The organism is Pseudomonas sp. P4_C8, assembly GCF_056401975.1.
On record NZ_JBFUIH010000039.1, the window covers coordinates 39,620 to 60,624 of the forward strand.

At 57.9% G+C, this 21,005-nt stretch carries 18 protein-coding genes and 1 pseudogene; 4 read left to right on the top strand and 15 right to left on the bottom strand.

Features of this window, described 5'->3' with window-relative positions:
* Positions 1-24: 24 nt before the first annotated feature.
* The 5 genes and pseudogenes from AC1DWM_RS22705 to AC1DWM_RS22725 form a co-directional block, all read right to left on the bottom strand.
* On the bottom strand, positions 25-1,122 hold the full coding sequence (locus AC1DWM_RS22705; protein ID WP_317849412.1) for a polyamine ABC transporter substrate-binding protein: 1,098 nt from the start codon (positions 1,120-1,122) through the stop codon (positions 25-27).
* 237 nt (positions 1,123-1,359) lie between these two features.
* The gene (locus AC1DWM_RS22710; RefSeq protein WP_223518202.1) at positions 1,360-2,457 is read right to left on the bottom strand and encodes a polyamine ABC transporter substrate-binding protein; all 1,098 of its coding nucleotides are present in this window, start codon (positions 2,455-2,457) and stop codon (positions 1,360-1,362) included.
* Between the two features lie 183 nt (positions 2,458-2,640).
* Positions 2,641-4,005, bottom strand: coding sequence for an aspartate aminotransferase family protein (locus AC1DWM_RS22715; protein ID WP_477796166.1), 1,365 nt, complete (start codon positions 4,003-4,005; stop codon positions 2,641-2,643).
* A gap of 60 nt (positions 4,006-4,065) precedes the next feature.
* Positions 4,066-5,424, bottom strand: coding sequence for a glutamine synthetase family protein (locus AC1DWM_RS22720; RefSeq protein WP_477796167.1), 1,359 nt, complete (start codon positions 5,422-5,424; stop codon positions 4,066-4,068).
* A 290-nt stretch (positions 5,425-5,714) separates the two neighbouring features.
* Positions 5,715-5,814 (bottom strand): annotated as a pseudogene (locus tag AC1DWM_RS22725) (gamma-glutamyl-gamma-aminobutyrate hydrolase family protein); the annotation flags it as partial.
* Positions 5,815-6,092: 278 nt separating this feature from the next.
* Between AC1DWM_RS22725 and AC1DWM_RS22730 the strand changes: the two are divergent.
* The 3 genes from AC1DWM_RS22730 to AC1DWM_RS22740 all read left to right on the top strand — a co-directional run bounded on the left by AC1DWM_RS22730 (position 6,093) and on the right by AC1DWM_RS22740 (position 9,115).
* Positions 6,093-7,469 (top strand): glutamine synthetase family protein, encoded by a 1,377-nt coding sequence (locus tag AC1DWM_RS22730; protein WP_007897683.1) that lies wholly within the window; start codon positions 6,093-6,095, stop codon positions 7,467-7,469.
* 228 nt (positions 7,470-7,697) lie between these two features.
* Complete coding sequence (locus AC1DWM_RS22735) at positions 7,698-8,330, top strand: TetR/AcrR family transcriptional regulator (protein ID WP_477796168.1); 633 nt, start codon at positions 7,698-7,700, stop codon at positions 8,328-8,330.
* Between the two features lie 20 nt (positions 8,331-8,350).
* Positions 8,351-9,115: a hypothetical protein gene (locus AC1DWM_RS22740; RefSeq protein ID WP_223517863.1), complete on the top strand. Its 765-nt coding sequence runs from the start codon at positions 8,351-8,353 to the stop codon at positions 9,113-9,115.
* Positions 9,116-9,169: 54 nt separating this feature from the next.
* On the opposite strand, the gene AC1DWM_RS22745 is transcribed toward AC1DWM_RS22740, so the two are convergent.
* From AC1DWM_RS22745 to AC1DWM_RS22785, 9 genes are all read right to left on the bottom strand, one after another.
* Positions 9,170-9,385 carry a TOBE domain-containing protein gene (locus tag AC1DWM_RS22745; RefSeq protein WP_003229256.1) on the bottom strand — a complete coding sequence of 72 codons (216 nt, stop codon included), beginning with the start codon at positions 9,383-9,385 and terminating at the stop codon, positions 9,170-9,172.
* Between the two features lie 31 nt (positions 9,386-9,416).
* The gene (ssuB, locus tag AC1DWM_RS22750) at positions 9,417-10,223 is read right to left on the bottom strand and encodes an aliphatic sulfonates ABC transporter ATP-binding protein (RefSeq protein ID WP_477796169.1); all 807 of its coding nucleotides are present in this window, start codon (positions 10,221-10,223) and stop codon (positions 9,417-9,419) included.
* Positions 10,220-11,002 (bottom strand): aliphatic sulfonate ABC transporter permease SsuC, encoded by a 783-nt coding sequence (ssuC, locus tag AC1DWM_RS22755; RefSeq protein ID WP_223517861.1) that lies wholly within the window; start codon positions 11,000-11,002, stop codon positions 10,220-10,222. The genes ssuB and ssuC overlap by 4 nt, the downstream gene beginning before the upstream one ends.
* An 8-nt stretch (positions 11,003-11,010) precedes the next feature.
* The gene (ssuD, locus tag AC1DWM_RS22760; protein ID WP_223517860.1) at positions 11,011-12,159 is read right to left on the bottom strand and encodes an FMNH2-dependent alkanesulfonate monooxygenase; all 1,149 of its coding nucleotides are present in this window, start codon (positions 12,157-12,159) and stop codon (positions 11,011-11,013) included.
* A gap of 25 nt (positions 12,160-12,184) precedes the next feature.
* On the bottom strand, positions 12,185-13,165 hold the full coding sequence (locus AC1DWM_RS22765; protein WP_477796170.1) for a sulfonate ABC transporter substrate-binding protein: 981 nt from the start codon (positions 13,163-13,165) through the stop codon (positions 12,185-12,187).
* A 131-nt stretch (positions 13,166-13,296) separates the two neighbouring features.
* A complete protein-coding gene (ssuE, locus tag AC1DWM_RS22770) occupies positions 13,297-13,890 on the bottom strand; it encodes an NADPH-dependent FMN reductase (protein WP_477796171.1) in 594 nt (197 codons plus the stop codon).
* 316 nt (positions 13,891-14,206) lie between these two features.
* Complete coding sequence (locus AC1DWM_RS22775; protein WP_477796172.1) at positions 14,207-14,845, bottom strand: peroxiredoxin; 639 nt, start codon at positions 14,843-14,845, stop codon at positions 14,207-14,209.
* 291 nt (positions 14,846-15,136) lie between these two features.
* Positions 15,137-16,477: an OprD family porin gene (locus AC1DWM_RS22780; protein ID WP_477796173.1), complete on the bottom strand. Its 1,341-nt coding sequence runs from the start codon at positions 16,475-16,477 to the stop codon at positions 15,137-15,139.
* 407 nt (positions 16,478-16,884) lie between these two features.
* Positions 16,885-18,216 carry an OprD family porin gene (locus AC1DWM_RS22785; RefSeq protein WP_223517852.1) on the bottom strand — a complete coding sequence of 444 codons (1,332 nt, stop codon included), beginning with the start codon at positions 18,214-18,216 and terminating at the stop codon, positions 16,885-16,887.
* 362 nt (positions 18,217-18,578) lie between these two features.
* Here AC1DWM_RS22785 and tauA point away from each other — a divergent pair, with 362 nt between their 5' ends.
* Positions 18,579-19,568, top strand: coding sequence for a taurine ABC transporter substrate-binding protein (gene tauA / locus AC1DWM_RS22790; protein ID WP_477796174.1), 990 nt, complete (start codon positions 18,579-18,581; stop codon positions 19,566-19,568).
* A 112-nt stretch (positions 19,569-19,680) separates the two neighbouring features.
* Here the strand turns inward: tauA and argA are convergent, their stop codons facing one another.
* Positions 19,681-20,979: an amino-acid N-acetyltransferase gene (gene argA / locus AC1DWM_RS22795; protein WP_008150423.1), complete on the bottom strand. Its 1,299-nt coding sequence runs from the start codon at positions 20,977-20,979 to the stop codon at positions 19,681-19,683.
* Positions 20,980-21,005: the final 26 nt, after the last annotated feature.

The following is a 21,005-nucleotide window of genomic DNA, read 5'->3' on the forward strand; positions in this document are numbered from 1 at the left end:
CCTTGGATAGTTTGAGCCCTGAAGCTATTTACCCGACTTGACCTTGGTCCAGCTGCGGGTCATCAAACGTTGAATGTTTGGTGGTAACTCGACCGACACGTAAGTCTTGTCGAGGACGGCTTGCGGTGGATACACCGACTCATCGGTGCGGATGGACTGTTCCATCAGTTTGTCCGAGCCGGGGTTGGGGTTCGCATAGCCAACAGAATCACTGACTTGTGCGATCACCTCGGGTTTCAACAAATAGTTGATGAAGGCGTGGGCCTCTTTGACGTTGGCCGAATCCTTGGGAATCGCCAGCATGTCGAACCACAACGCGCCACCCTCTTTGGGAATGGTGTAGGCAACGTTTACGCCTTTGCCGGCCTCTTCCGCCCGGGCCTTGGCCTGGAACATGTCACCGGAGAAACCGATGGCGATGCAGATGTCGCCGTTGGCCAGGTCCGAGATGTACTTGGACGAATGGAAGTACGTGACGTAAGGCCGCACCGCCAGCAATTTGGCTTCAGCCTTTTTGTAATCTTCGGGGTTAGTGCTGTTGGCGTTCAGGCCCATGTAGTTGAGGACCGTTGGCATCATTTCATCGGCAGAATCGAGGAACGCTACGCCGCAGCCGTGCAGTTTCTTGATGTTTTCCGGCTCGAACACCACATCCCAGGAGTCGATCTTGTCGACACCCAGTACCGCCTTGATTTTTTCGACGTTGTAACCGATGCCGTTAGTACCCCACAGGTAGGGAACAGCGTAAAGATTACCCGGATCGTTTTGCTCCAGACGCTTGAGCAGCACCGGATCAAGGTTGGAATAGTTAGTCAGCTTCGACTTGTCGAGCTTCTGGAAAGCGCCCGCCTTGATCTGCTTGCCGAGGAAGTGGTTGGACGGCACGACGACGTCGTAACCGGTACGCCCGGCCAGCAACTTGCCTTCCAGGGTTTCGTTGGAATCGAAAACGTCATAAACCGGCTTGATGCCGGTCTCTTTCTGGAAGTCCGCCAGGGTCGTCGGACCGATGTAATCCGACCAGTTATAAATATGCACAGTGCCGGCGGCCTGGACACTAACGGCAAGCGTCAGCCCGGCGCCAACCAGCATGGCATTGCGAAACAAAGAAAAAATTGGCAAGTGGAGGTCCTCTAAAATGAGTTGGGCCCAAGTTGCCCCGCGTTACATGACAGCCATGGCTGCCCGGCAACAAAACCGGCGCGCAACTTACCCTCGAAAAACCGTTCCAGCAAACTTTATGAAGATCTGTAGCAGCTGCCGCAGGCTGCGCTCAACTGCGAAGCAGTTGTGCTGTTGAAAACGCGGAGGTCCTTCGGACCTCAACGCAGCCTTCGGCAGCTGCTACAAATTTACTTCTTATTTACCCGATTTGATCTTGGTCCAGCTGCGAGTCAGGAGCCGCTGGGTCGCGGCCGGCAAGTCGGCAATCGCGTACAGCTTGGCCAGCACGTCCGCTGGCGGGTAGATGCCTGGATCGCTGGTGATGTCTTTATCAACCAACGGTGTGGCGGCCGCGTTACCGTTCGGGAAGCGCACGGCGTTGGTGATTTCCGCCATGATTTCCGGCTTCATCAGGAAGTTCATGAACTTGTAGGCGCCTTCAACGTTTTCGGCATCTTTAGGCATGGCGACCATGTCATAGAAGCTGCCCGCACCTTCTTTCGGAATGTTGTAGCTGACTTTCACCTTGTCACCGGCTTCAGCCGCGCGGGACTTGGCCTGGTAAATGTCACCCGAATAACCCACGGCTACGCAGATGTTGCCGTTGGCCAGGTCAGAGATGTACTTGGACGAGTGGAAGTAAGCGATCGAAGGACGGACCTTCATGATCAGCGCTTCGGCTTTGTCGATGTCTTCTTTCTTCTGGCTGTCGGTTGGCAGGCCCAGGTAGTGCAACGCTACCGGAATCATCTCGGTTGGCGAGTCCAGCAAGCTGATACCGCACGACTTCAGCTTGGCAGCGTTTTCAGGTTTGAAGATCAGGTCCCAGGAGTTGGTCGGCGCATCGGCACCCAGTGCAGCCTTGACCTTCTCGGCGTTGAAACCGATACCGATCGAACCCCACATATACGGGAAGGCGTGTTCGTTGCCCGGGTCACTCACCGATACCGCTTTGAGCAGCTCAGGGTTCAGGTTTTTCCAGTTAGGTAGCTTGGACTTGTCCAGCTTCTGGTAAACGCCGGCCTTGATTTGCTTGGCCAGGAAGTTGTTCGACGGTACGACGATGTCGTAACCGGACTTGCCCGCCAGCAATTTGGCTTCCAGGGTTTCGTTGCTGTCGAAAACGTCGTAGACCACTTTGATGCCCGACTCGTCTTCAAACTTCTTGACGGTGTCCGGTGCGATGTAGTCGGACCAGTTGTACACGTGAAGAACCTTGTCGTCCGCCTGAACTGCACCCGCCATCACGCCCATCAGGGACATGGCGAGAAGGGTCTTGCCAGCTATCTTCATACCTAATGCCTTCATCGGTAATGCTCCAATTTTTTCTTTTTAACCACGTGCTCAGCGGCCTTTCCTGGGCATCTGAAACAACCGGTAGTCTGGCAAGATCCAAGGCAGGCTTTCAAGGAAAGACCCATCCTTTGTTTGCACTGAGCGAAGTGCAATCTTCGCACCTCGCTCAGAGCCTAGCACTTAGCCCTGCAACGCACTCAGGGTCAGGTCCAGACACTTGCGTGCCTTGGCCACCAACTCATCGATTTCAGCCGGTGTAATCACCAGTGGCGGAGCAATGATCATGGTGTCGCCCACGGCGCGCATGATCAGGCCGTTGTCGAAGCAGAACTGGCGGCAAATCATGCCGACGCCCTTGCCTTCGTAACGTTTGCGAGTGGCTTTGTCCTGAACCAGTTCGATGGCCCCCAACAGACCGACCCCGCGCACTTCACCCACCAGGGGATGATCGTTCAGTTCTCGTAGGCGACTCTGCAAATAGGGTGCCGTTTCTGTGCGTACGCGTTCGACAATTTTTTCTTCGCGCAGGATGCGGATGTTCTCCAGTGCCACCGCAGCGGCCACCGGGTGCCCGGAATAGGTGAAACCGTGGTTGAAATCGCCACCTTCGTTGAGCACCTCGACCACTTCGTCACGCACGATCAGGCCACCCATAGGGATGTAGCCGGACGTCAGGCCTTTGGCGATGGTCATCATGTCGGGCTTGAGGTCGTAGTAATCGGTACCGAACCACTCACCGGTGCGGCCAAAACCACAAATCACTTCATCCGCCACGAACAGGATGTCGTACTTGGCGAGGATTTCCTTGATGCGCGGCCAGTAGGTGTCTGGCGGAATGATCACGCCGCCGGCACCCTGGATCGGCTCGGCAATAAAGGCACCGACGTTGTCCACGCCGACTTCCAGAATCTTCTCTTCCAGCTGATTGGCCGCCCAGACGCCGAACTCTTCAGGCGTCATGTCACCGCCTTCGGTGAACCAGTACGGCTGCGCGATGTGGACGATGCCCGGAATAGGCAAGTCGCCTTGTTCGTGCATGTACGTCATGCCACCCAGGCTCGCGCCGGCCACGGTGGAACCGTGATAACCGTTCTTGCGACTGATGATGACTTTTTTCTTCGGCTGGCCCTTGATCGCCCAGTAGTGACGAACCATACGCAGCATGGTGTCGTTGCCTTCCGAACCCGAACCGGTGAAGAACACGTGGTTCATGCCCTCAGGTGCGATGTCGGCGATGGCCTTGGCCAGTTCCAGTACCGGCGGGTGAGCGGTCTGGAAGAACAGGTTGTAGTAAGGCAGTTCGCGCATTTGCTTGCTGGCGGCATCGGCCAGTTCATCACGACCGTAACCGATCGCTACACACCACAGACCGGCCATGCCGTCGAGTATCTTGTTGCCTTCGCTGTCCCACAGGTAAACGCCCTTGGCGTTTGTGATGATCCGCGGGCCTTTCTCTTTCAGCTGCTTGAAATCGCTGAACGGGGCCAGGTGGTGATCGTTGCTCAGGGTTTGCCATTCACGGGTTTGCGGATTATTGCTGGTCATACAAATCTCCTAAAAAAAATCAGGTGAAAGCGCCGCCCGACTACGACGGCGCCCGGCGTATCAGACGGCGAAGAGCAGGAACTCGCGCTCCCACGAACTGATCACGCGCTTGAAGTTTTCATGCTCGGCCCGCTTGACCGCGACGTAGCCAGTGATGAATTTTTTGCCCAGGTACTTCTCGATGGTTGCGCTGTTTTCCATGCGTTCCAGCGCGTCCTCGATGGTCAGCGGCAGGCGCAGGTTGCGGCGTTCATAGCCACGGCCCACCACCGGCGCGCTCGGGTTGAGGCCTTCGACCATGCCGATGTAGCCGCAGAGCAGGCTCGCGGCAATCGCCAGGTACGGGTTGGCGTCGGCGCCCGGCAGGCGGTTTTCCACCCGACGGTTTTGCGGGCCGGCATCCGGAACCCGCAGGCCCACGGTGCGGTTCTCTTCGCCCCACTCCACGTTCACCGGTGCCGAGGTATCTGGCAGGAAGCGGCGGAACGAGTTCACGTTCGGGGCGAACAGCGGCAACAGCTCGGGGATCAGTTTCTGCAAGCCACCGATGTGGTGCAGGAACAGTTGGCTCATGGTCCCGTCTTCATTGGAGAAGACGTTCTTGCCGGTTTCGAGGTCGATGACGCTCTGGTGCAAGTGCATCGCACTGCCCGGCTCGCCGGTCATGGGCTTGGCCATGAAAGTCGCCGCCACGTTATGCTTGAGCGCGGCTTCGCGCATGGTGCGTTTGAACACCAGGATCTGGTCGGCCAGGGACAGGGCATCGCCGTGACGGAAGTTGATTTCCATCTGCGCCGTGCCGTCCTCGTGGATCAAGGTATCGAGGTCCAGCTCCTGCAACTCGCACCAGTCGTAGACGTCTTCGAACAGTGGGTCGAATTCGTTCGCCGCTTCGATCGAGAACGACTGACGACCGATTTCCGGACGCCCGGAGCGGCCAACCGGGGGTTGCAGCGGGTAGTCGGGGTCGTCGCTGCGCTTGGTCAGGTAGAACTCCATTTCCGGCGCCACGATGGGTTGCCAGCCGCGGTCGGAATAGAGTTTGAGGACCTTCTTGAGCACGTTGCGCGGCGACAGCTCGATCGGGTTGCCTTGCTTGTCGTAGGTGTCGTGGATCACCTGGGCGGTCGGTTCGATGGCCCACGGCACGAGGAATACGGCGTTCTGGTCGGGGCGGCAGATCATGTCGATGTCGGCCGGGTCGAGCAGTTCGTAATAGATGTCGTCTTCGACATAGTCGCCGGTCACTGTCTGCAACAGAACGCTTTCGGGCAGACGCATGCCTTTTTCAGCAATGAACTTGTTGGTCGGCGAGATCTTGCCACGGGTAATCCCGGTCAAGTCGGCGATCATGCATTCGACTTCTGTGATCTTGTGGTCTTTCAACCAATCGGTGAGCTGGTCGAGGTTGTTACTCATAAATGCCTCTAGGCTTTGAGTTTCCTGCCGCTTGCTTGCGTCAGGCAATGGTTGACGCATCGGCGTCGCGTTGAAACGGGTGTCTTTGACAGGCTATCGTGATTTTTCGCACGGTGCGGCAAACGCCAGGCGTGCGGTATCACAAGCGATAGTCGGGCCGCTATTGTGAATCGGTTCTATATTGAATGAAGTAACCGTAATGGGGGTGCTATCAAGGCCGTCCAGAATATCGGACGGAGACAGTCGATCCGTCATGGATGACAGGATTACCGCCCGGTCCGCAGGCGCTGAGGCCACTGCGCGGACGTAGGTGTCGCCACTGATGTGATAAGCATGCAGACCGATGAGCTTAGAGCAGTCGGTGACGCCGATTAACGGCAGGCGAGACATGAAGCACCCCGGTATTATTGGTGTTATGGGTTTGAATCGAGCTTAGCCTTGTTCATTTTTTTACACAACACCCCCGTAAAAAATACAACACGCCCCGCTCAAGCCCGCGGCAGCTAAAGCGTTCAAAGGCATAAAAACGCCCCAAACTGCCTCAAAAAAGCCTTACGAGCGCTTTTTTAGGGCAAAAAAGGCCTCGCTTGACTTCGGCATGCCGTTCGGGTTGACTGGAATCCGAAGTGTTCAATGATTGATATTTTTAACAACAAMGGTGTTGCATCATGTCGGTACCCCCGCGTGCCGTTCAGCTTAACGAAGCGAACGCGTTCCTTAAGGAACATCCTGAGGTTCTGTACGTTGACCTTCTGATTGCGGATATGAATGGTGTGGTGCGCGGCAAGCGCATTGAACGCACCAGCCTCCACAAGGTTTACGAGAAAGGCATCAACCTGCCGGCCTCTCTATTTGCTCTGGATATCAATGGCTCGACGGTGGAAAGCACCGGCCTGGGCCTGGACATCGGTGATGCTGACCGAATCTGCTATCCAATCCCTGACACCCTGTGCAACGAGCCTTGGCAGAAGCGCCCTACCGCGCAACTGTTGATGACCATGCACGAACTCGAAGGTGACCCTTTCTTCGCGGATCCCCGTGAAGTCCTGCGTCAAGTGGTCGCCAAGTTTGACGAGATGGGTCTGACCATCTGCGCGGCCTTCGAGTTGGAGTTCTACCTGATCGATCAGGAGAACGTGAACGGCCGCCCACAACCGCCGCGCTCGCCAATCTCCGGCAAACGCCCGCATTCGACTCAGGTCTACCTGATCGACGACCTCGACGAATACGTCGACTGCCTCCAGGACATTCTGGAAGGTGCGAAAGAGCAAGGCATCCCTGCCGACGCGATCGTCAAGGAAAGCGCCCCGGCGCAATTCGAAGTCAACCTGCACCACGTGGCCGACCCGATCAAGGCCTGCGACTACGCGGTCCTGCTCAAGCGTCTGATCAAAAACATCGCCTACGACCATGAAATGGACACCACCTTCATGGCCAAGCCTTACCCGGGCCAGGCGGGCAACGGTCTGCATGTCCATATCTCGATTCTTGATAAAGATGGCAAGAATATTTTTGCCAGCGAGGATCCCGAGCAGAACGCCGCACTGCGTCACGCGATCGGCGGTGTGCTCGAGACCCTGCCCGCGCAGATGGCTTTCCTCTGCCCGAACGTTAACTCCTACCGTCGTTTCGGCGCACAGTTCTACGTGCCGAACTCGCCATGCTGGGGCCTGGACAACCGCACCGTGGCGATCCGCGTTCCAACCGGTTCCTCCGATGCCGTGCGCATCGAACACCGTGTTGCCGGCGCCGATGCCAACCCGTACCTGCTGATGGCTTCGGTCCTGGCAGGCGTACATCACGGCCTGACCAACAAGATCGAGCCGGGCGCTCCGGTCGAAGGCAACAGCTACGAGCAAAACGAGCAGAGCCTGCCGAACAACCTGCGCGATGCACTGCGCGAGCTGGACGACAGCGAAGTCATGGCCAAGTACATCGATCCGAAATACATCGATATCTTCGTGGCCTGTAAGGAAAGCGAGCTGGAGGAGTTCGAACACTCCATCTCCGACCTTGAGTACAACTGGTACCTGCATACCGTGTAAGTGGTTGCAGTAAAAAACAACGCCGCCGGCTTTACAGCTTGCGGCGTTTTTTTATGGCCGCCTTCGGCGGATCGCGAGCAGGCTCACTCCTACAGGGGATTTACTGTGAACACAGAATTTATATTCACCGGAGATCAACTGTGGGAGTGAGCCTGCTCGCGATGGCGTCCTGGCAGACAACATCAAACCCTGCTCGTACAATGCCCGCTGCCCCCGCAGGAGACTTCAATGACCCGACTCGCCACCCCACGCAAACCCCGCGCCCGCAGCCAGGCCCGGATCGATTCGATACTCGATGCCGCCCGTACGCTGCTGGCCGCCGAGGGCGTGGGAAGTCTGTCGATCTACAGCGTCGCCGAGCGCGCGGAGATCCCGCCCTCCTCCGTCTATCACTTCTTCGCCAGTGTCCCGGCACTGCTTGAAGCCTTGACGGCCGACGTCCACGCCGCGTTCCGCGCCTGCCTGCAAGCGCCCATCGATCACGGTGCCCTCAGCGGCTGGCGTGACCTGTCACGACTGGTGGAGCAACGCATGCTCGCGATCTACAGTGAAGACGCCGCCGCCCGCCAATTGATCCTCGCCCAGCATGGCTTGACCGAAGTCACCCAGGCCGACCGCCAGCACGACATCGAATTGGGCGACCTGATGCACAAGCTCTTCGATCACCACTTCGAATTGCCCAAGCTGCCCACGGACGTCGACGTGTTTGCCCTGGCCATGGAGCTCGGCGATCGCGTCTACGCACGCTCGGTGCAACAACACGGCCAGATCACGCCACGCATGGCCGAAGAAGGCATGCGTGTATTTGATGCTTATCTGGGCCTGTACCTGCCGCCGTACCTGGCCAGGCGCGACGTATAACGCAACGAGGTGTTCTGCTCATGGCGCACGTACCCGACAACTACCTTGGCGTGTGGAAACGACGCCTGATCGCCTTCCAGTCCGGGCGCACCGACAGTGAAACAGCGGTGTACTGGCTGCAAACCCCACGCCTGTTTGCCGACCTGCGCATCCCGCCCGCCGCGCTCCCGGCGCTGCCCCTGGAACAGCTCAATCACACGGACCTGTTGACCTTAAGCGAACAAAAGGGCTTCGCCGGTGTGACCGAGGTCGAGGGTGACATTTGCCAGTGGCATCGCAAACTGGACTATCAACCTGACAGCGCCGGGCAAGACATCGGGCGCATGCACTTTGAAACCAGTGAGCGCCTGATCGAAACCGCCCTGGACGATGACTACTACGAAGTCTGGGAGCGACTGCCCGACTCTCGCGGCATCTGTCGCGGTCAATGGTTGCAGGCCGCCGATGATCCAACGCGGGTTGCCTGCCTGGTGCTGGCCGGCGATTACTTTCTATTCGCCGCCAGCCGGGTTGTCACGTTGGCCCTCGGCGGTCATCTGCGTGATCACATGAACGCTGCGGCTGCACACCAATTGCTCACGACGGAGTTATCCTTTGGCCGTCACCATGGCGGGCAAACCCCGTGGCAGATCGACTACTCCACACTGCCCCGGCAAACCGGCCTGCCCTTGTTGCCGGCAGACATTGACCCAACTGCCGGCGACCTGTTCAGCGACCCGCGCGTGCTGTCATCACTCGGCACCTACGCGCCTGAAACGGGTTGGCGCTGCGCCCCCGAGCCCTGACATAAAAAACCCCGAAGGGCTCACACCCTCCGGGGTTGTTGTTTGCCCACAGGCTTACAACTTGGCGATCGACACTTCGGTGGATTTCACAAACGCGATCACTTCACTGCCAACCACCAGTTCCAGCTCTTTCACCGAGCGCGTGGTGATCACCGAAGTGACGATGCCGGACGCGGTTTGCACGTCGATTTCCGACAGCACGTCCCCCAGTACGATTTCCTTGATGGAGCCTTTGAATTGGTTGCGAACGTTGATGGCCTTGATAGTCATGAGCTTGATTCCTGTCGTTGAATAAGTTCGGTTAATGAGCCCAACGCAATTGCGTGGGCAAGGGTGAAACGGGTTCCGGTTCCGGCGGTTCGCCGGGCAGTTCGAGCACACGATTGAGCACTTGGGTTTCCAGCGCCGCCAGCCGATGCGAGCCGCGAACCCGAAGGCGCGGTAGTTCCACTAGCAGGTCGAGGCCGACTTCACCCTCTTCGATCAGGATCACCCGATCGGCAATCGCCACTGCTTCACTGACGTCGTGGGTCACCAGCAACACGGTGAAGCCGTGCTTGCGCCAGAGCCGCTCGATCAGTTGCTGCATTTCAATTCGGGTCAGGGCGTCCAGTGCACCCAGCGGTTCGTCGAGCAACAGCAAACGCGGTTGATGGATCAGCGCCCGAGCCAGGGCCACACGCTGTTTCTGTCCACCGGACAAGGCGGCAGGCCATTCAGTGGCGCGATCGGCCAGACCGACTGACGCCAGCGCTTCCAGTGCTTGTGGCTGCCAGTTGCCCTTGAGCCCGAGGCCGACGTTGTCGATGACCTTTTTCCAGGGCAACAAACGCGCTTCTTGAAACATCAAACGCGTGTCTTCCCGCGCGTCACTCAGCGGCGCGGCACCGGCGAGCAATAAACCGCCCGTGGGTTGGTCGAGACCGGCCAGCAGGCGCAACAAGGTACTTTTGCCACAGCCACTACGACCGACGACCGCAACGAATTGGCCTGCCGGTATGTGCAAGTCGATCTCGCGCAACACCTGCCGCGAGCCGAAGGTTTTTTGCAGTTTGCGCACCACTAGCGGAATTCCGCGCAGCAGGCGTGGAGGTTGTTGAGCCGTCATGCCGCACCTCCTTTGGCAACCTGATAAGCCGGGTGCCAGCGCAGCCATACACGCTCAAGCCCACGGGCCGCGAGGTCGGCCAGTTTGCCGAGTACCGCGTACAGAAGAATCGCCAGCACCACCACGTCGGTCTGCAAAAACTCCCGGGCGTTCATCGCCAGATAACCGATGCCGGAACTGGCGGAGATGGTTTCCGCGACGATCAGCGTCAACCACATGAAGCCCAGTGCGAAGCGCACGCCGACCAGAATCGAAGGCAACGCGCCCGGCAGGATCACCTGGCAAAACAGGCTGAAACCGGACAAGCCATAACTGCGTGCCATCTCCACCAGTGCTGGATCGACGTTGCGGATACCGTGATACGTGTTGAGGTAGATCGGGAACAATGTGCCCAACGCCACCAGAAAAATCTTCGCCGACTCGTCGATGCCAAACCATAAAATCACCAGAGGAATCAGCGCCAGATGCGGCACGTTGCGGATCATCTGCACCGAACTGTCGAGCAGGCGTTCGCCCCATTTCGACAGGCCCGTGATGAAGCCCAGCGCCAGACCGATACTGCCGCCGATGGTGAAGCCCAGCGCAGCGCGCCAGCCACTGATTGCCAGGTGCGTCCAGATTTCGCCGCTGCGCACCAGACTGACGCCGGCCTCGATCACCGCGATGGGTGCCGGCAGAATCCGTGTTGACAACCAACCCGCCGACACCGACAACTGCCACACCGCAAGCAACAACACCGGCAACGCCCAGGGCGCAAGACTGTGGATAATTTTCTTCATGGCACGCCTCAGCTCTGGGACGCAGCTTTGGGAAGAATGTCGTTGGCGACCATCTCACCAAACGGGCTGACGTAACCCGCGCTTTTCGGCAACTCGGGACGCTCAATGTCGAGGTGCGGGAACAGCAATTCGGCCACGCGGTACGACTCTTCAAGGTGTGGATAACCGGAGAAGATGAACGTGTCGATGCCCAAATCCGCGTATTCCTTCACACGAGCCGCCACGGTCAGACCGTCGCCAACCAATGCAGTACCAGCACCGCCACGCACCAGACCGACACCGGCCCACAGGTTGGGGCTGACTTCGAGGTTGTCGCGGCTGCCGCCATGCAGTGCGGCCATGCGCTGCTGGCCGACGGAATCGAAGCGCGCCAGAGAGGCCTGAGCGCGGGCGATGGTGTCGTCGTCCAGATGCGAGATCAGTTTGTCAGCCGCTTGCCACGCCTCGGCATTGGTCTCACGAACGATCACATGCAGACGAATACCGAAGCGCACAGTACGACCCAGCTTCGCGGCTTTGGCGCGCACTTGTTCAATCTTCTCGGCAACGGCGGCCGGTGGTTCGCCCCAGGTCAGGACCATTTCCACTTGCTCTGCCGCGAGGTCTTGTGCCGCTTCCGACGAGCCGCCGAAGTACAGCGGCGGACGCGGTTGCTGGATCGGCGGATAGAGCAACTTCGCCCCTTTCACGCTGATGTGCTGACCGTCGTAATCAACGGTTTCGCCTTCCAGCACCCGACGCCAGATGCGGGTGAATTCCACCGAGGCCTGATAGCGCTCTTCGTGGCTGAGGAACAAACCGTCGCCGGCCAATTCTTCCGGATCACCGCCGGTGACCAGATTGAACAACGCACGACCGCCAGACAGACGATCCAGCGTTGCTGCCTGACGCGCCGCCACCGTCGGGGAAATGATCCCGGGGCGTAGCGCAACAAGAAACTTCAACCGCTGGGTCACCGGGATCAGTGACGCGGCCACCAGCCACGAGTCTTCGCAGGAGCGACCGGTAGGAATCAGCACCCCGCCGAAACCCAGACGATCCGCCGCTTGCGCGACTTGTTGCAAGTAACCGTGGTCAACGGCGCGAGCGCCTTCGGCGGTGCCAAGGTAATGGCCGTCGCCGTGGGTAGGCAGGAACCAGAAGATATTGAGGCTCATGGAGTGGTCTCCTTGGGGAATCGAGTTACTGGGCTTTGGTTACTGAGCTTTGGGCAACGGCTGCCGGTGGCGTCCAGATCACGTCTTTGATGCTCAACTGTTTTGGTATCAGCTTGAGCTCGTAGAAGCTGTCGGCGATTTTCTGTTGGGCCGCGACCACTTCTGGCGTGAGGAACAGCGCGCCATAACCCTGGCGTTTCACCGAGGTCAGGGTGATGTCCGCCGGCAGGCCGAGCAGTGGCGAAACCTGTTGGGTGACGTCTTGCGGATTGGCCTTGGACCATTCACCGACCGCGCGCACTTCTTCGACGAGGGTCTTGATCACCTCAGGATTTTTCTGCGCGTAAGGTTTGGTCGCGAGGTAGAACTGATGGTTGTCGACGATGCCCTGGCCGTCGCGCAGGGTGTGCGCTTGCAGTTGTTTTTCAGCGGCGGCCTGGTACGGGTCCCAGATGACCCAGGCGTCGACGCTGCCACGTTCAAAGGCAGCGCGGGCATCGGCCGGCGGCAGGAACACGGTCTGGATATCGGTGTATTTGAGGCCGGCGTCCTCCAGCGCACGTACCAACAGGTAGTGCACGTTGGAGCCTTTGTTGAGCACGACTTTCTTGCCCTTGAGGTCCTTCACCGATTTGATCGGCGAGTCCTTCGGCACCAGGATCGCTTCGCTGTGTGGCGCCGGTGGTTCGTAGGCGACGTAGAGCAGATCAGCACCCGCAGCTTGAGCAAATACCGGCGGGGTTTCGCCGGTCACGCCGAAGTCGATGGAGCCGACGTTCAGGCCTTCGAGCAGTTGCGGGCCACCGGGGAATTCAGTCCATTGCACGTCCACGCCTTGGGCGGCGAGACGTTTTTCCAGCGTGCCTTTGGCTTTGAGCAGCACCAGGGTGCCGTACTTTTGATAACCGATTCGCAAGGTCTCGGCTTGAGCTTGAGTAATGGCGCCGAAGGACACAGCCGCAACAAACAGAGCGACCAGACCACGACGCAAAATGACAGTGCGCATAGCGCTCTCCTTTTTGCAGTGAGGTTTTGGCTGCACCTGCTAAGCCGTTGGCGGCTGAGTAAGGTGATTTTTTGTTCGAAAAGTGCCTGAGCTTCGCTCGGCGACTTTTCAAACTAAAAAATGAAAAAGCTTTAAATGCTCCAGCGAGCACTCAACAAACGTTCATTCAACAGATTCGGGTCGAGCGGCTTTGGCCGCCTCGCCATGGCGCTGAAAAACAGTTCCAGCGACTCGTTCAATCGTTGCTCCAGCTCCGGCGCCAATTGCGCCTGGGCGCGGCCTTCGCCGTAAGCGATCTGGCTGTCTACAGCAAAAATTCCGTGAAGCATTTCCTGAGCTTTGAGCGCCGACAGCACCGGTTTGAGTGCGTAATCCACCGCCAGCATGTGGGCGATGCTGCCGCCGGTGGCCATCGGCAACACGACCTTGTGGCTGAGCGCGCGCTCCGGCAGCAGGTCCAACACGGTTTTCAGTGCGCCCGAGAACGACGCCTTGTAAACCGGTGTGGCAATCAGCAGGCCGTCGGCGTTTTCAATCTGTTGCAGCAGGTCGATGACCTTGGGGCTGTCGAAACGCGCGTGCAGCAAGTCTTCTGCCGGGAAGTCCCGAACCTGGTAACTCACCACTTCCACCCCTTGCTCCTGTAACCAGCGTTGGGAGCATTCCAGCAACACCCCGGAACGGGAGCGCTGGCTGGGACTGCCACCGAGTGAGACGACCAACATTCAGATGATTCCTTGACCGTTGTTGGCGATTCGCGGTTTGCGATCTCGCTGTGATGGGAGTGACCTTAACAGGTGACTTATATATCTTTAAATCATATTTATTCATTTAGTTATTCTCTTAAGATATATACAAACACTGATTTCGAGGTATAAAAAAAGGCCGTCGAAACGGCCTGCAATCCCCTGCTTTGTGAATCTGGATACTGCGGCGCCTGTCAGGCCGTCTTCGCGAGCAGGCTCGCTCCCACAGGGAAATGCATTCCAAATGTGGGAGTGAGCCTGCTCGCGATGGCGATTCAAGCCACGCTGAAAATGCTTACCTGTTCGGCTGAGGCGTCAGACGCAAATAAGGCTTAACGGCACGATAGCCCTTGGGAAACCGCTGCTTGATTTCATCCTCATCCTTGAGCGACGGCACGATCACCACTTCATCACCGTCCTGCCAGTTGGCCGGGGTGGCCACTTTGTAGTGGTCGGTGAGCTGCAGCGAGTCGATCACCCGCAGAATTTCGTGGAAGTTGCGGCCGGTACTCGCCGGGTACGTGATGGTCAGTCGAATCTTTTTGTTCGGATCGATCACGAACAGCGAACGCACGGTCAGAGTGTCATTGGCGTTGGGATGGATCAGGTCGTAAAGGTCCGACACCTTGCGGTCGGCGTCGGCGAGAATCGGGAAGTTGACGAGGGTGTTCTGGGTTTCGTTGATGTCCTCGATCCACTTGTGGTGCGAGTCCACCGGGTCAACCGACAGGGCAATGGCTTTCACCCCACGGCTGGCAAACTCATCCTTGAGCCTGGCGGTGAAACCCAGTTCGGTGGTGCAGACCGGAGTGAAGTCCGCCGGATGGGAAAACAGCACGCCCCAGCTATCGCCCAGCCATTCGTGGAAACGGAGATTACCGGCGCTGGAATCCTGTTCAAAGTCGGGGGCGATGTCGCCCAGTCTGAGGCTCATGGTGCTGCTCCTGATGAGTGCTTGTTGAGCTCGACTGTGCCTGCATTTGCGAATAAGTAAAAAGAATAAATATCGATTTATTTAGAACATAAATGAATATTAAAGATCTGTTCACTGGACGTGATCGGGCAACGAGACGAACATCGCCCACAAGGTTCGAGAAGGCCTTGAGTGCTGCAAAAGAAGGAAATTTCGAGACGGGTTTACGGGGGTGATCCCGCCTTGAAACGCAAAAGCCCCGCCGGGCGTGATGCCGGGCGGGGCTTTTTTGTCTCTGTTACACGAGCGCTATTACAACAGCGGGATCGAGTAGCTGACGATCAGACGGTTTTCATCCTGGGTGCGAGTGTTCGGCAGGTCTGTACGCCAGGTCGCATTTTTCCAGGTAACGCCGAGGTTCTTCAGCGGGCCTTGCTGAAGAACGTAAGCAACGGTCAGATCGCGTTCCCACTCGGAAGCGCCGTTGGCCGCCTCTCCACCGCTGGCGTTAACGGTATCGATGTCGTCACCGTGCAGGTAAACCATACCTGCCGTCAGGCCAGGTACGCCGACCGTGGCGAAGTCATACAAGTAGCGTGCCTGCCAGGTGTGTTCGCCAGCACGGGCGAACTTCTGGATTTGCGAGTCGGTGATGATGTAAGCCGACGCTCCGTCACCCTGGTTAAGGAAAGGGAAGTCGCTACTACCGTTGCTGACCTGGTAGCCGCCACCGAAGGTATGACCGGCAACGGAGTACAGGAACAGGCCGCTGTACAAGTTGTTGTCGACCTTACCTTTACCGCTCGGCGCGTTGTAGTTGCCAGTGCTGAAGTACAGCGGGTCGTGACCGTTGGCACCATCATCAGAGCTGTTGAAATAACGTAAATCCGACTTCAACACGCCCGGGCCGATTGCCCAGTTGTGAACCAGACCCAGGAAGTGTTGCTTGTAGAACTCTTCCAGGTTGCCGTAGTAATACTGGGCCGTCAGGTCCTTGGTGATTTTGTAATCGCCGCCGGCAAAGTTGAACTTGTTGCTGTCGCGGAATTTGGGACCACGAGTGTTCGCACCCGAAATGGACATCTGCTCGTTGTTGCTGGAGTTACGCCCCTTAACGGCTTCGATCTGGCCACCGATCAGCGTCAGGTCCTTGATGTCACCGGAAGAGAGCTGGCCACCCTGCCAGGTTTGCGGCAGCAGTCGACCGTCGTTGGTCACGATGACCGGCAGTTTTGGTTGCAGGGTACCCAGCTTCAGTTCGGTCTGGGAGATCTTGGCTTTGGCAGTCAGGCCCAGGCTGGAGAAGTCATCAACCGCTTCGCCGTTGGTTTTGGTTGGGAAAACAGTGCCGCCGTAGGAGGTTGCAGTGGCGCCATTGGTGCCGCCGCCCGAATCCAGCTTCACGCCCAACAGGCCGATTGCATCAATACCGAAGCCGACAGGGCCTTGGGTATAACCAGAGATGAAACGCAGATCGAAGCCTTGGCCCCATTCTTCGTTTTTGTTCGGGCCCGTACCATCACGGTAATCAGTGTTGATGTAGAAGTTACGCAGCCCCAGGGTGGCCTTGCTGTCTTCGATGAAACCGGCGGCGCTTGCTTGCTGCGCCAGAACCCCAACGGCCACAGCCATGGCCAAGGTGGACTTGTTCATTGTTTCGCTCCTCATTTCTAATGCTTGTGGTCCTGGTCCTGGGTCTAGCGCCCTGGATCCTAAGACGCGCAATTTTTGCCGAGCTGTCTAGCCCGGTCGTTTTGGTGGTGCAGGATACAGTTCAATAAAGCTAAAAAGAATTTTGTGTTTCTTTTTAATTCCGTTTGGGAATATGCCTATGCAGCACAGATTCGAGGTATCGGCAAAAACGCCCATTCCTTGACCTGCTCTACTGTCGGGAATCAATGTGCTAAAGCCGAGCCCCATGATGAGTACCGGACGGGGCTTACTTTAGGTGCTTGCGAAAAAAACCAAAAAGAATAAAAAATACGCACAACAGCAGTTATTGGAATATACGCAAACAAAAAAAAGCCTCGCCAGCAGGCGAGGCTTCTTTGGACGGCTTTTTACAAGAAGCTGTAGGTGTAGTTGAAGATCACACGAGTCTGGTCAACATCGGGGTTGTTGGAGACTTCACTGCCGCGATAGACGCCATTACGCACCGTCACACCGAAACCTTTGAGGGCGCCCTGCTGGATGGTGTAGTCGACCCGCATGTCGCGCTCCCACTCGGACGCATCAGGGCCCGTGCCGTTCGTTGCTTTGATGTCATCGCCGTGCAGGTAGGCGATCGAGGTTTTCAGGCCCGGCACACCCAGCGCCGCGAAATCATAGGAGTACTGGCCAAAGGTGGTGTTTTCACCGGCACGGACAAAACCGTTGATCATGGAATCGGTGAACAGGTAGAAGCTGGCACCGCCCTCACCTTGGTTATTACCGTTGCTATCAACCACGTTGGCCTGGTTCAGGTAGACGAAGCCACCGTCATCGCTCACGCGCTGGTGACCCAGCAGGAATGCGTTGCCACCCAGGGTGTAGGTGAACATACCGCTCCAGGTCTTGTTGTCGACCTCGCCCGGAGTCCTGGCGAAACCGTTGTTGTTGTTGAAGCGGAAACCGGGGTCGCCGTTCTTGCCATTAGAGCTGCTGTCGAAGTAGCGAAAATCCGACTTGAACGACTGCTTGGCATCGATCGTCCAGACGTGAACCATCCCCAGGAAGTCCTGCTTGTAGTAATCCTTCAGTTCCGAGTGGTAGTACTGCAGGGTGAGGTCTTTGGTGGCCTTCCAGTCAACACCGCCGTAACGGAACTGGTTACTGGCCTCAGTACCGCCCGCCACGGCCAGGCCGGAGGAGTTTGAAGAGGCACGACCCGCCGCGTGTTCGAACTGACCTACGTTGAGGGTCAAGTTGTCGATTTCTTTCGAGGAGAGGGTGCCACCGTCAAAGGTCTGTGGCAGCAGGCGGCTATCGTTCGCTACCAGAATCGGCATGTTCGGTTGCATAGCGCCGCCCAGGTGGGCTTCGGTCTTGGAGATGCGCGCCTTGACGTTGGCCGCTGCGCGGCTCCACTCGTTCACAGCCGAACCATCGCTGTCGCTTGGGAAGAAGGTGTTGTTATCCGGGTGATGCCCCTTGCCGCCGTCCAGATGGATGCCGACCAGTGCCTGGGCGTCGATACCGAAGCCGACAGTACCCTGAGTGAAACCAGACAAGTAATCGAACTTGAGGCCTTCAGCGCTCTCTTTCTGATCGGGGCCGGTTTCACGGTTATCGTTGTTGTAATACATGGTGCGGGAACTAACGGAAGCCTTGCTGTCTTCGATGAAACCTGCGGCGCCTGCCTGCTGCGCCAAAACCCCTACGGCCACGGCCAAGGCCAAGGTGGACTTGTTCATTGTCTAACTCCTCTCGTTTCTAATTCTTGTGTTCCTGGCCTCGGTTCGATGGCCGAAGATCCTAAGATGCGCGATTAGCGCCAGAGCGTGACTCACAAGTCAATCGTAACTATGTGTGTCTACGACCATGGTCTAATCCCCCGTTTTTTGGTCCATGTTGGTCATGAGCTCGTTACAAATCTGCAAAGAACGAGCCCATTCGTTCCTCATACCTTTTAGGAATTTAGCGCTGCACCCCACGCGGCCCCGGAATAGAGGCCCCAGCTCATAAGCTAATTACCAAATGGTATTTATTAGACATTTTTTAGATCGTTTAGCGTTTGAAGCAATTCGGAAACAAACCCCCACCGAAAGGCGACGCCATGACGACCAGACGCGAACTATCCAGCCTAATTGTTACAGTTTGTGTGTCCCTGATATTTTCTCATTCCGCTCAAGCGGTCAACCTGACTGTGGGTTATCAAACTGGCATCGACCCCAGCAAAGTCCCTCAGGCGGACGGCCTGTATGAGCAAACCATCGGCCAGAAAATTGACTGGCGCCGCTTCAACAGCGGCCCTGAAGTGGTGACAGCCATCGCTTCCGGTGATGTTCAGATTGGCAACCTCGGCTCCAGTCCTTTGGCCGCGGCCGCCTCGCGCAATCTGCCGATAGTCGCGTTCATCGTGTCAGCCCAGATCAATGCGGCTGAAGCCCTAGTGGTGCGCAACGGGAGCGGTATCGACAATCCGCAAGATCTGATCGGCAAGACCATCGCCACCCCCTTCGTTTCAACCTCTCACTACAGTTTGCTCGGCGCACTGAAGCACTGGGGCCTGAACGCCTCGAAAGTCAAAGTGGTTAATTTGCAGCCGGCGGAGATCGCGGCAGCGTGGAAGCGGGGTGATATTGATGGCGCGTTTGTCTGGTCGCCGGCGCTGGGGGAAATTCGCAAGACAGGCAAGACGTTGACGGATGCCGCGCAGGTCGGTCAGTGGGGGGCGCCGACGTTTGAAGTCTGGGTCGCGCGTAAGGATTACGCCGAAAAACATCCTGAGGTGGTGGCCAAATTTGCCAAGGTCACCTTGGACTCGTTCGCCGACTACGCCGCGCATAAAGACAGCTGGACCGCCGATTCAGTGCCCGTGCAGAAAATCGCCAAACTGACCGGTGCCAACGCGGCCGATGTACCGGAGCTGTTGGCCGGTTCTGCGTTCCCGGATGCCAAGGCTCAGCAGACCACCGCGCTATTGGATGGCGGCACGGCCAAGGCGATTGGCGAGACGGCGAAGTTCTTGAAGGAGCAGGGGAAGGTTGAAACGGTGCTACCGGATTATTCGGCGTATGTCAGTGCGAAGTTTGTCGCTGAGTGATTGTTGGCGGCTGCTACGCAGCCGATCGCGAGCAGGCTCGCTCCCACACTGGATCTGCATACACTGGAGATCTCCTGTGGGAGCGAGCCCGCTCGCGAAGGGGGCGCCACGGTTATAAGGTTTTTTCGAAGATCTTCGAATTACGCTGATAGTTGTACAGAGAAGCCCGCGCCGACGGCAGGCGTTCGACGCTGCTCGGCACAAACCCGCGTTCGCGGAACCAGTGAGCGGTACGGGTCGTCAGCACGAACAGGGTTTTCAATCCCTGGGCCCGGGCACGGGTTTCGATGCGTTCCAGCAGCTCATCACCGCGCCCGCCATGGCGGTATTCCGGGTTCACCGCCAGACACGCCAGCTCCCCTGCGTCCGAATCGGCAATCTGATACAGCGCCGCACAGGCGATGATCATGCCTTCGCGCTCCACCACGCTGAACTGCTCGATCTCACGTTCCAGCACTTCACGGGAGCGACGTACCAGAATCCCCTGTTCTTCCAGCGGGCTGATCAAATCCAGCAAACCGCCGACATCCTCAATCGCCGCTTCGCGCACAATTTCAAATTGCTCCTGCGCCACCAGCGTACCGCCCCCGTCGCGGGTGAACAGTTCGGTCAGCAGTGCACCGTTTTCGGCATAACTGACGATATGGCTGCGCGCCACGCCGCCCCGGCACGCTTCAGCCGCCGCATCCAACAGCTCAGCCTGATAGTTGCTGCCCAAGCGCTGCAAATGCGCCGGTACTTGTTGCGGACGCAATTCACGCACCAGACGACCGTTTTCGTCGATCAAGCCCAGGTCGGCGCCGAACAGCAGTAACTTGTCCGCGCCCAGGTCGATGGCCGCGCGGGTGGCGACGTCTTCGCAGGCGAGATTGAAGATCTCACCGGTCGGCGAGTAGCCCAACGGCGACAACAACACGATGGAGCGCTCGTCCAACAGGCGATTGATGCCTTTGCGATCGACACGACGTACTTCGCCGGTGTGGTGATAATCCACGCCTTCGAGCACACCAATCGGCCGCGCCGTGACCAGATTGCCGCTGGCCACCCGCAGGCGCGAGCCCTGCATCGGCGACGAGGCCATATCCATGGACAGGCGCGCTTCAATGGCGATACGCAGCTGACCAACCGCATCGATCACACACTCCAGCGTCGCGGCATCGGTGATGCGCATGCCGTGATGGTAATGCGGGGTCAGACCGCGCGCGGCGAGGCGGGTTTCAATTTGCGGACGGGAACCGTGAACCAGCACCAGCCGTACGCCAAGGCTGTGCAACAGCACCAGGTCGTGGACGATATTGCCGAAATTCGGGTGCTCCACTCCATCGCCGGGGAGCATGACGACAAAGGTGCAATCGCGGTGGGCATTGATGTAAGGCGAAGCGTGACGAAGCCAATTAACGTATTCGGGCATGAACCTGGGCCTGTAATAAATAGCAG

Coding starts and splice junctions, on each gene's coding strand:
- AC1DWM_RS22710 (WP_223518202.1), bottom strand. CDS start 2,457: ATGAAGATAGCTGGCAAGACCCTTCTCGCCATGTCCCTGATGGGCGTG.
- AC1DWM_RS22715 (WP_477796166.1), bottom strand. CDS start 4,005: ATGACCAGCAATAATCCGCAAACCCGTGAATGGCAAACCCTGAGCAAC.
- AC1DWM_RS22720 (WP_477796167.1), bottom strand. CDS start 5,424: ATGAGTAACAACCTCGACCAGCTCACCGATTGGTTGAAAGACCACAAG.
- AC1DWM_RS22730 (WP_007897683.1), top strand. CDS start 6,093: ATGTCGGTACCCCCGCGTGCCGTTCAGCTTAACGAAGCGAACGCGTTC.
- AC1DWM_RS22735 (WP_477796168.1), top strand. CDS start 7,698: ATGACCCGACTCGCCACCCCACGCAAACCCCGCGCCCGCAGCCAGGCC.
- AC1DWM_RS22740 (WP_223517863.1), top strand. CDS start 8,351: ATGGCGCACGTACCCGACAACTACCTTGGCGTGTGGAAACGACGCCTG.
- AC1DWM_RS22745 (WP_003229256.1), bottom strand. CDS start 9,385: ATGACTATCAAGGCCATCAACGTTCGCAACCAATTCAAAGGCTCCATC.
- ssuB (WP_477796169.1), bottom strand. CDS start 10,223: ATGACGGCTCAACAACCTCCACGCCTGCTGCGCGGAATTCCGCTAGTG.
- ssuC (WP_223517861.1), bottom strand. CDS start 11,002: ATGAAGAAAATTATCCACAGTCTTGCGCCCTGGGCGTTGCCGGTGTTG.
- ssuD (WP_223517860.1), bottom strand. CDS start 12,159: ATGAGCCTCAATATCTTCTGGTTCCTGCCTACCCACGGCGACGGCCAT.
- AC1DWM_RS22765 (WP_477796170.1), bottom strand. CDS start 13,165: ATGCGCACTGTCATTTTGCGTCGTGGTCTGGTCGCTCTGTTTGTTGCG.
- ssuE (WP_477796171.1), bottom strand. CDS start 13,890: ATGTTGGTCGTCTCACTCGGTGGCAGTCCCAGCCAGCGCTCCCGTTCC.
- AC1DWM_RS22775 (WP_477796172.1), bottom strand. CDS start 14,845: ATGAGCCTCAGACTGGGCGACATCGCCCCCGACTTTGAACAGGATTCC.
- AC1DWM_RS22780 (WP_477796173.1), bottom strand. CDS start 16,477: ATGAACAAGTCCACCTTGGCCATGGCTGTGGCCGTTGGGGTTCTGGCG.
- AC1DWM_RS22785 (WP_223517852.1), bottom strand. CDS start 18,216: ATGAACAAGTCCACCTTGGCCTTGGCCGTGGCCGTAGGGGTTTTGGCG.
- tauA (WP_477796174.1), top strand. CDS start 18,579: ATGACGACCAGACGCGAACTATCCAGCCTAATTGTTACAGTTTGTGTG.
- argA (WP_008150423.1), bottom strand. CDS start 20,979: ATGCCCGAATACGTTAATTGGCTTCGTCACGCTTCGCCTTACATCAAT.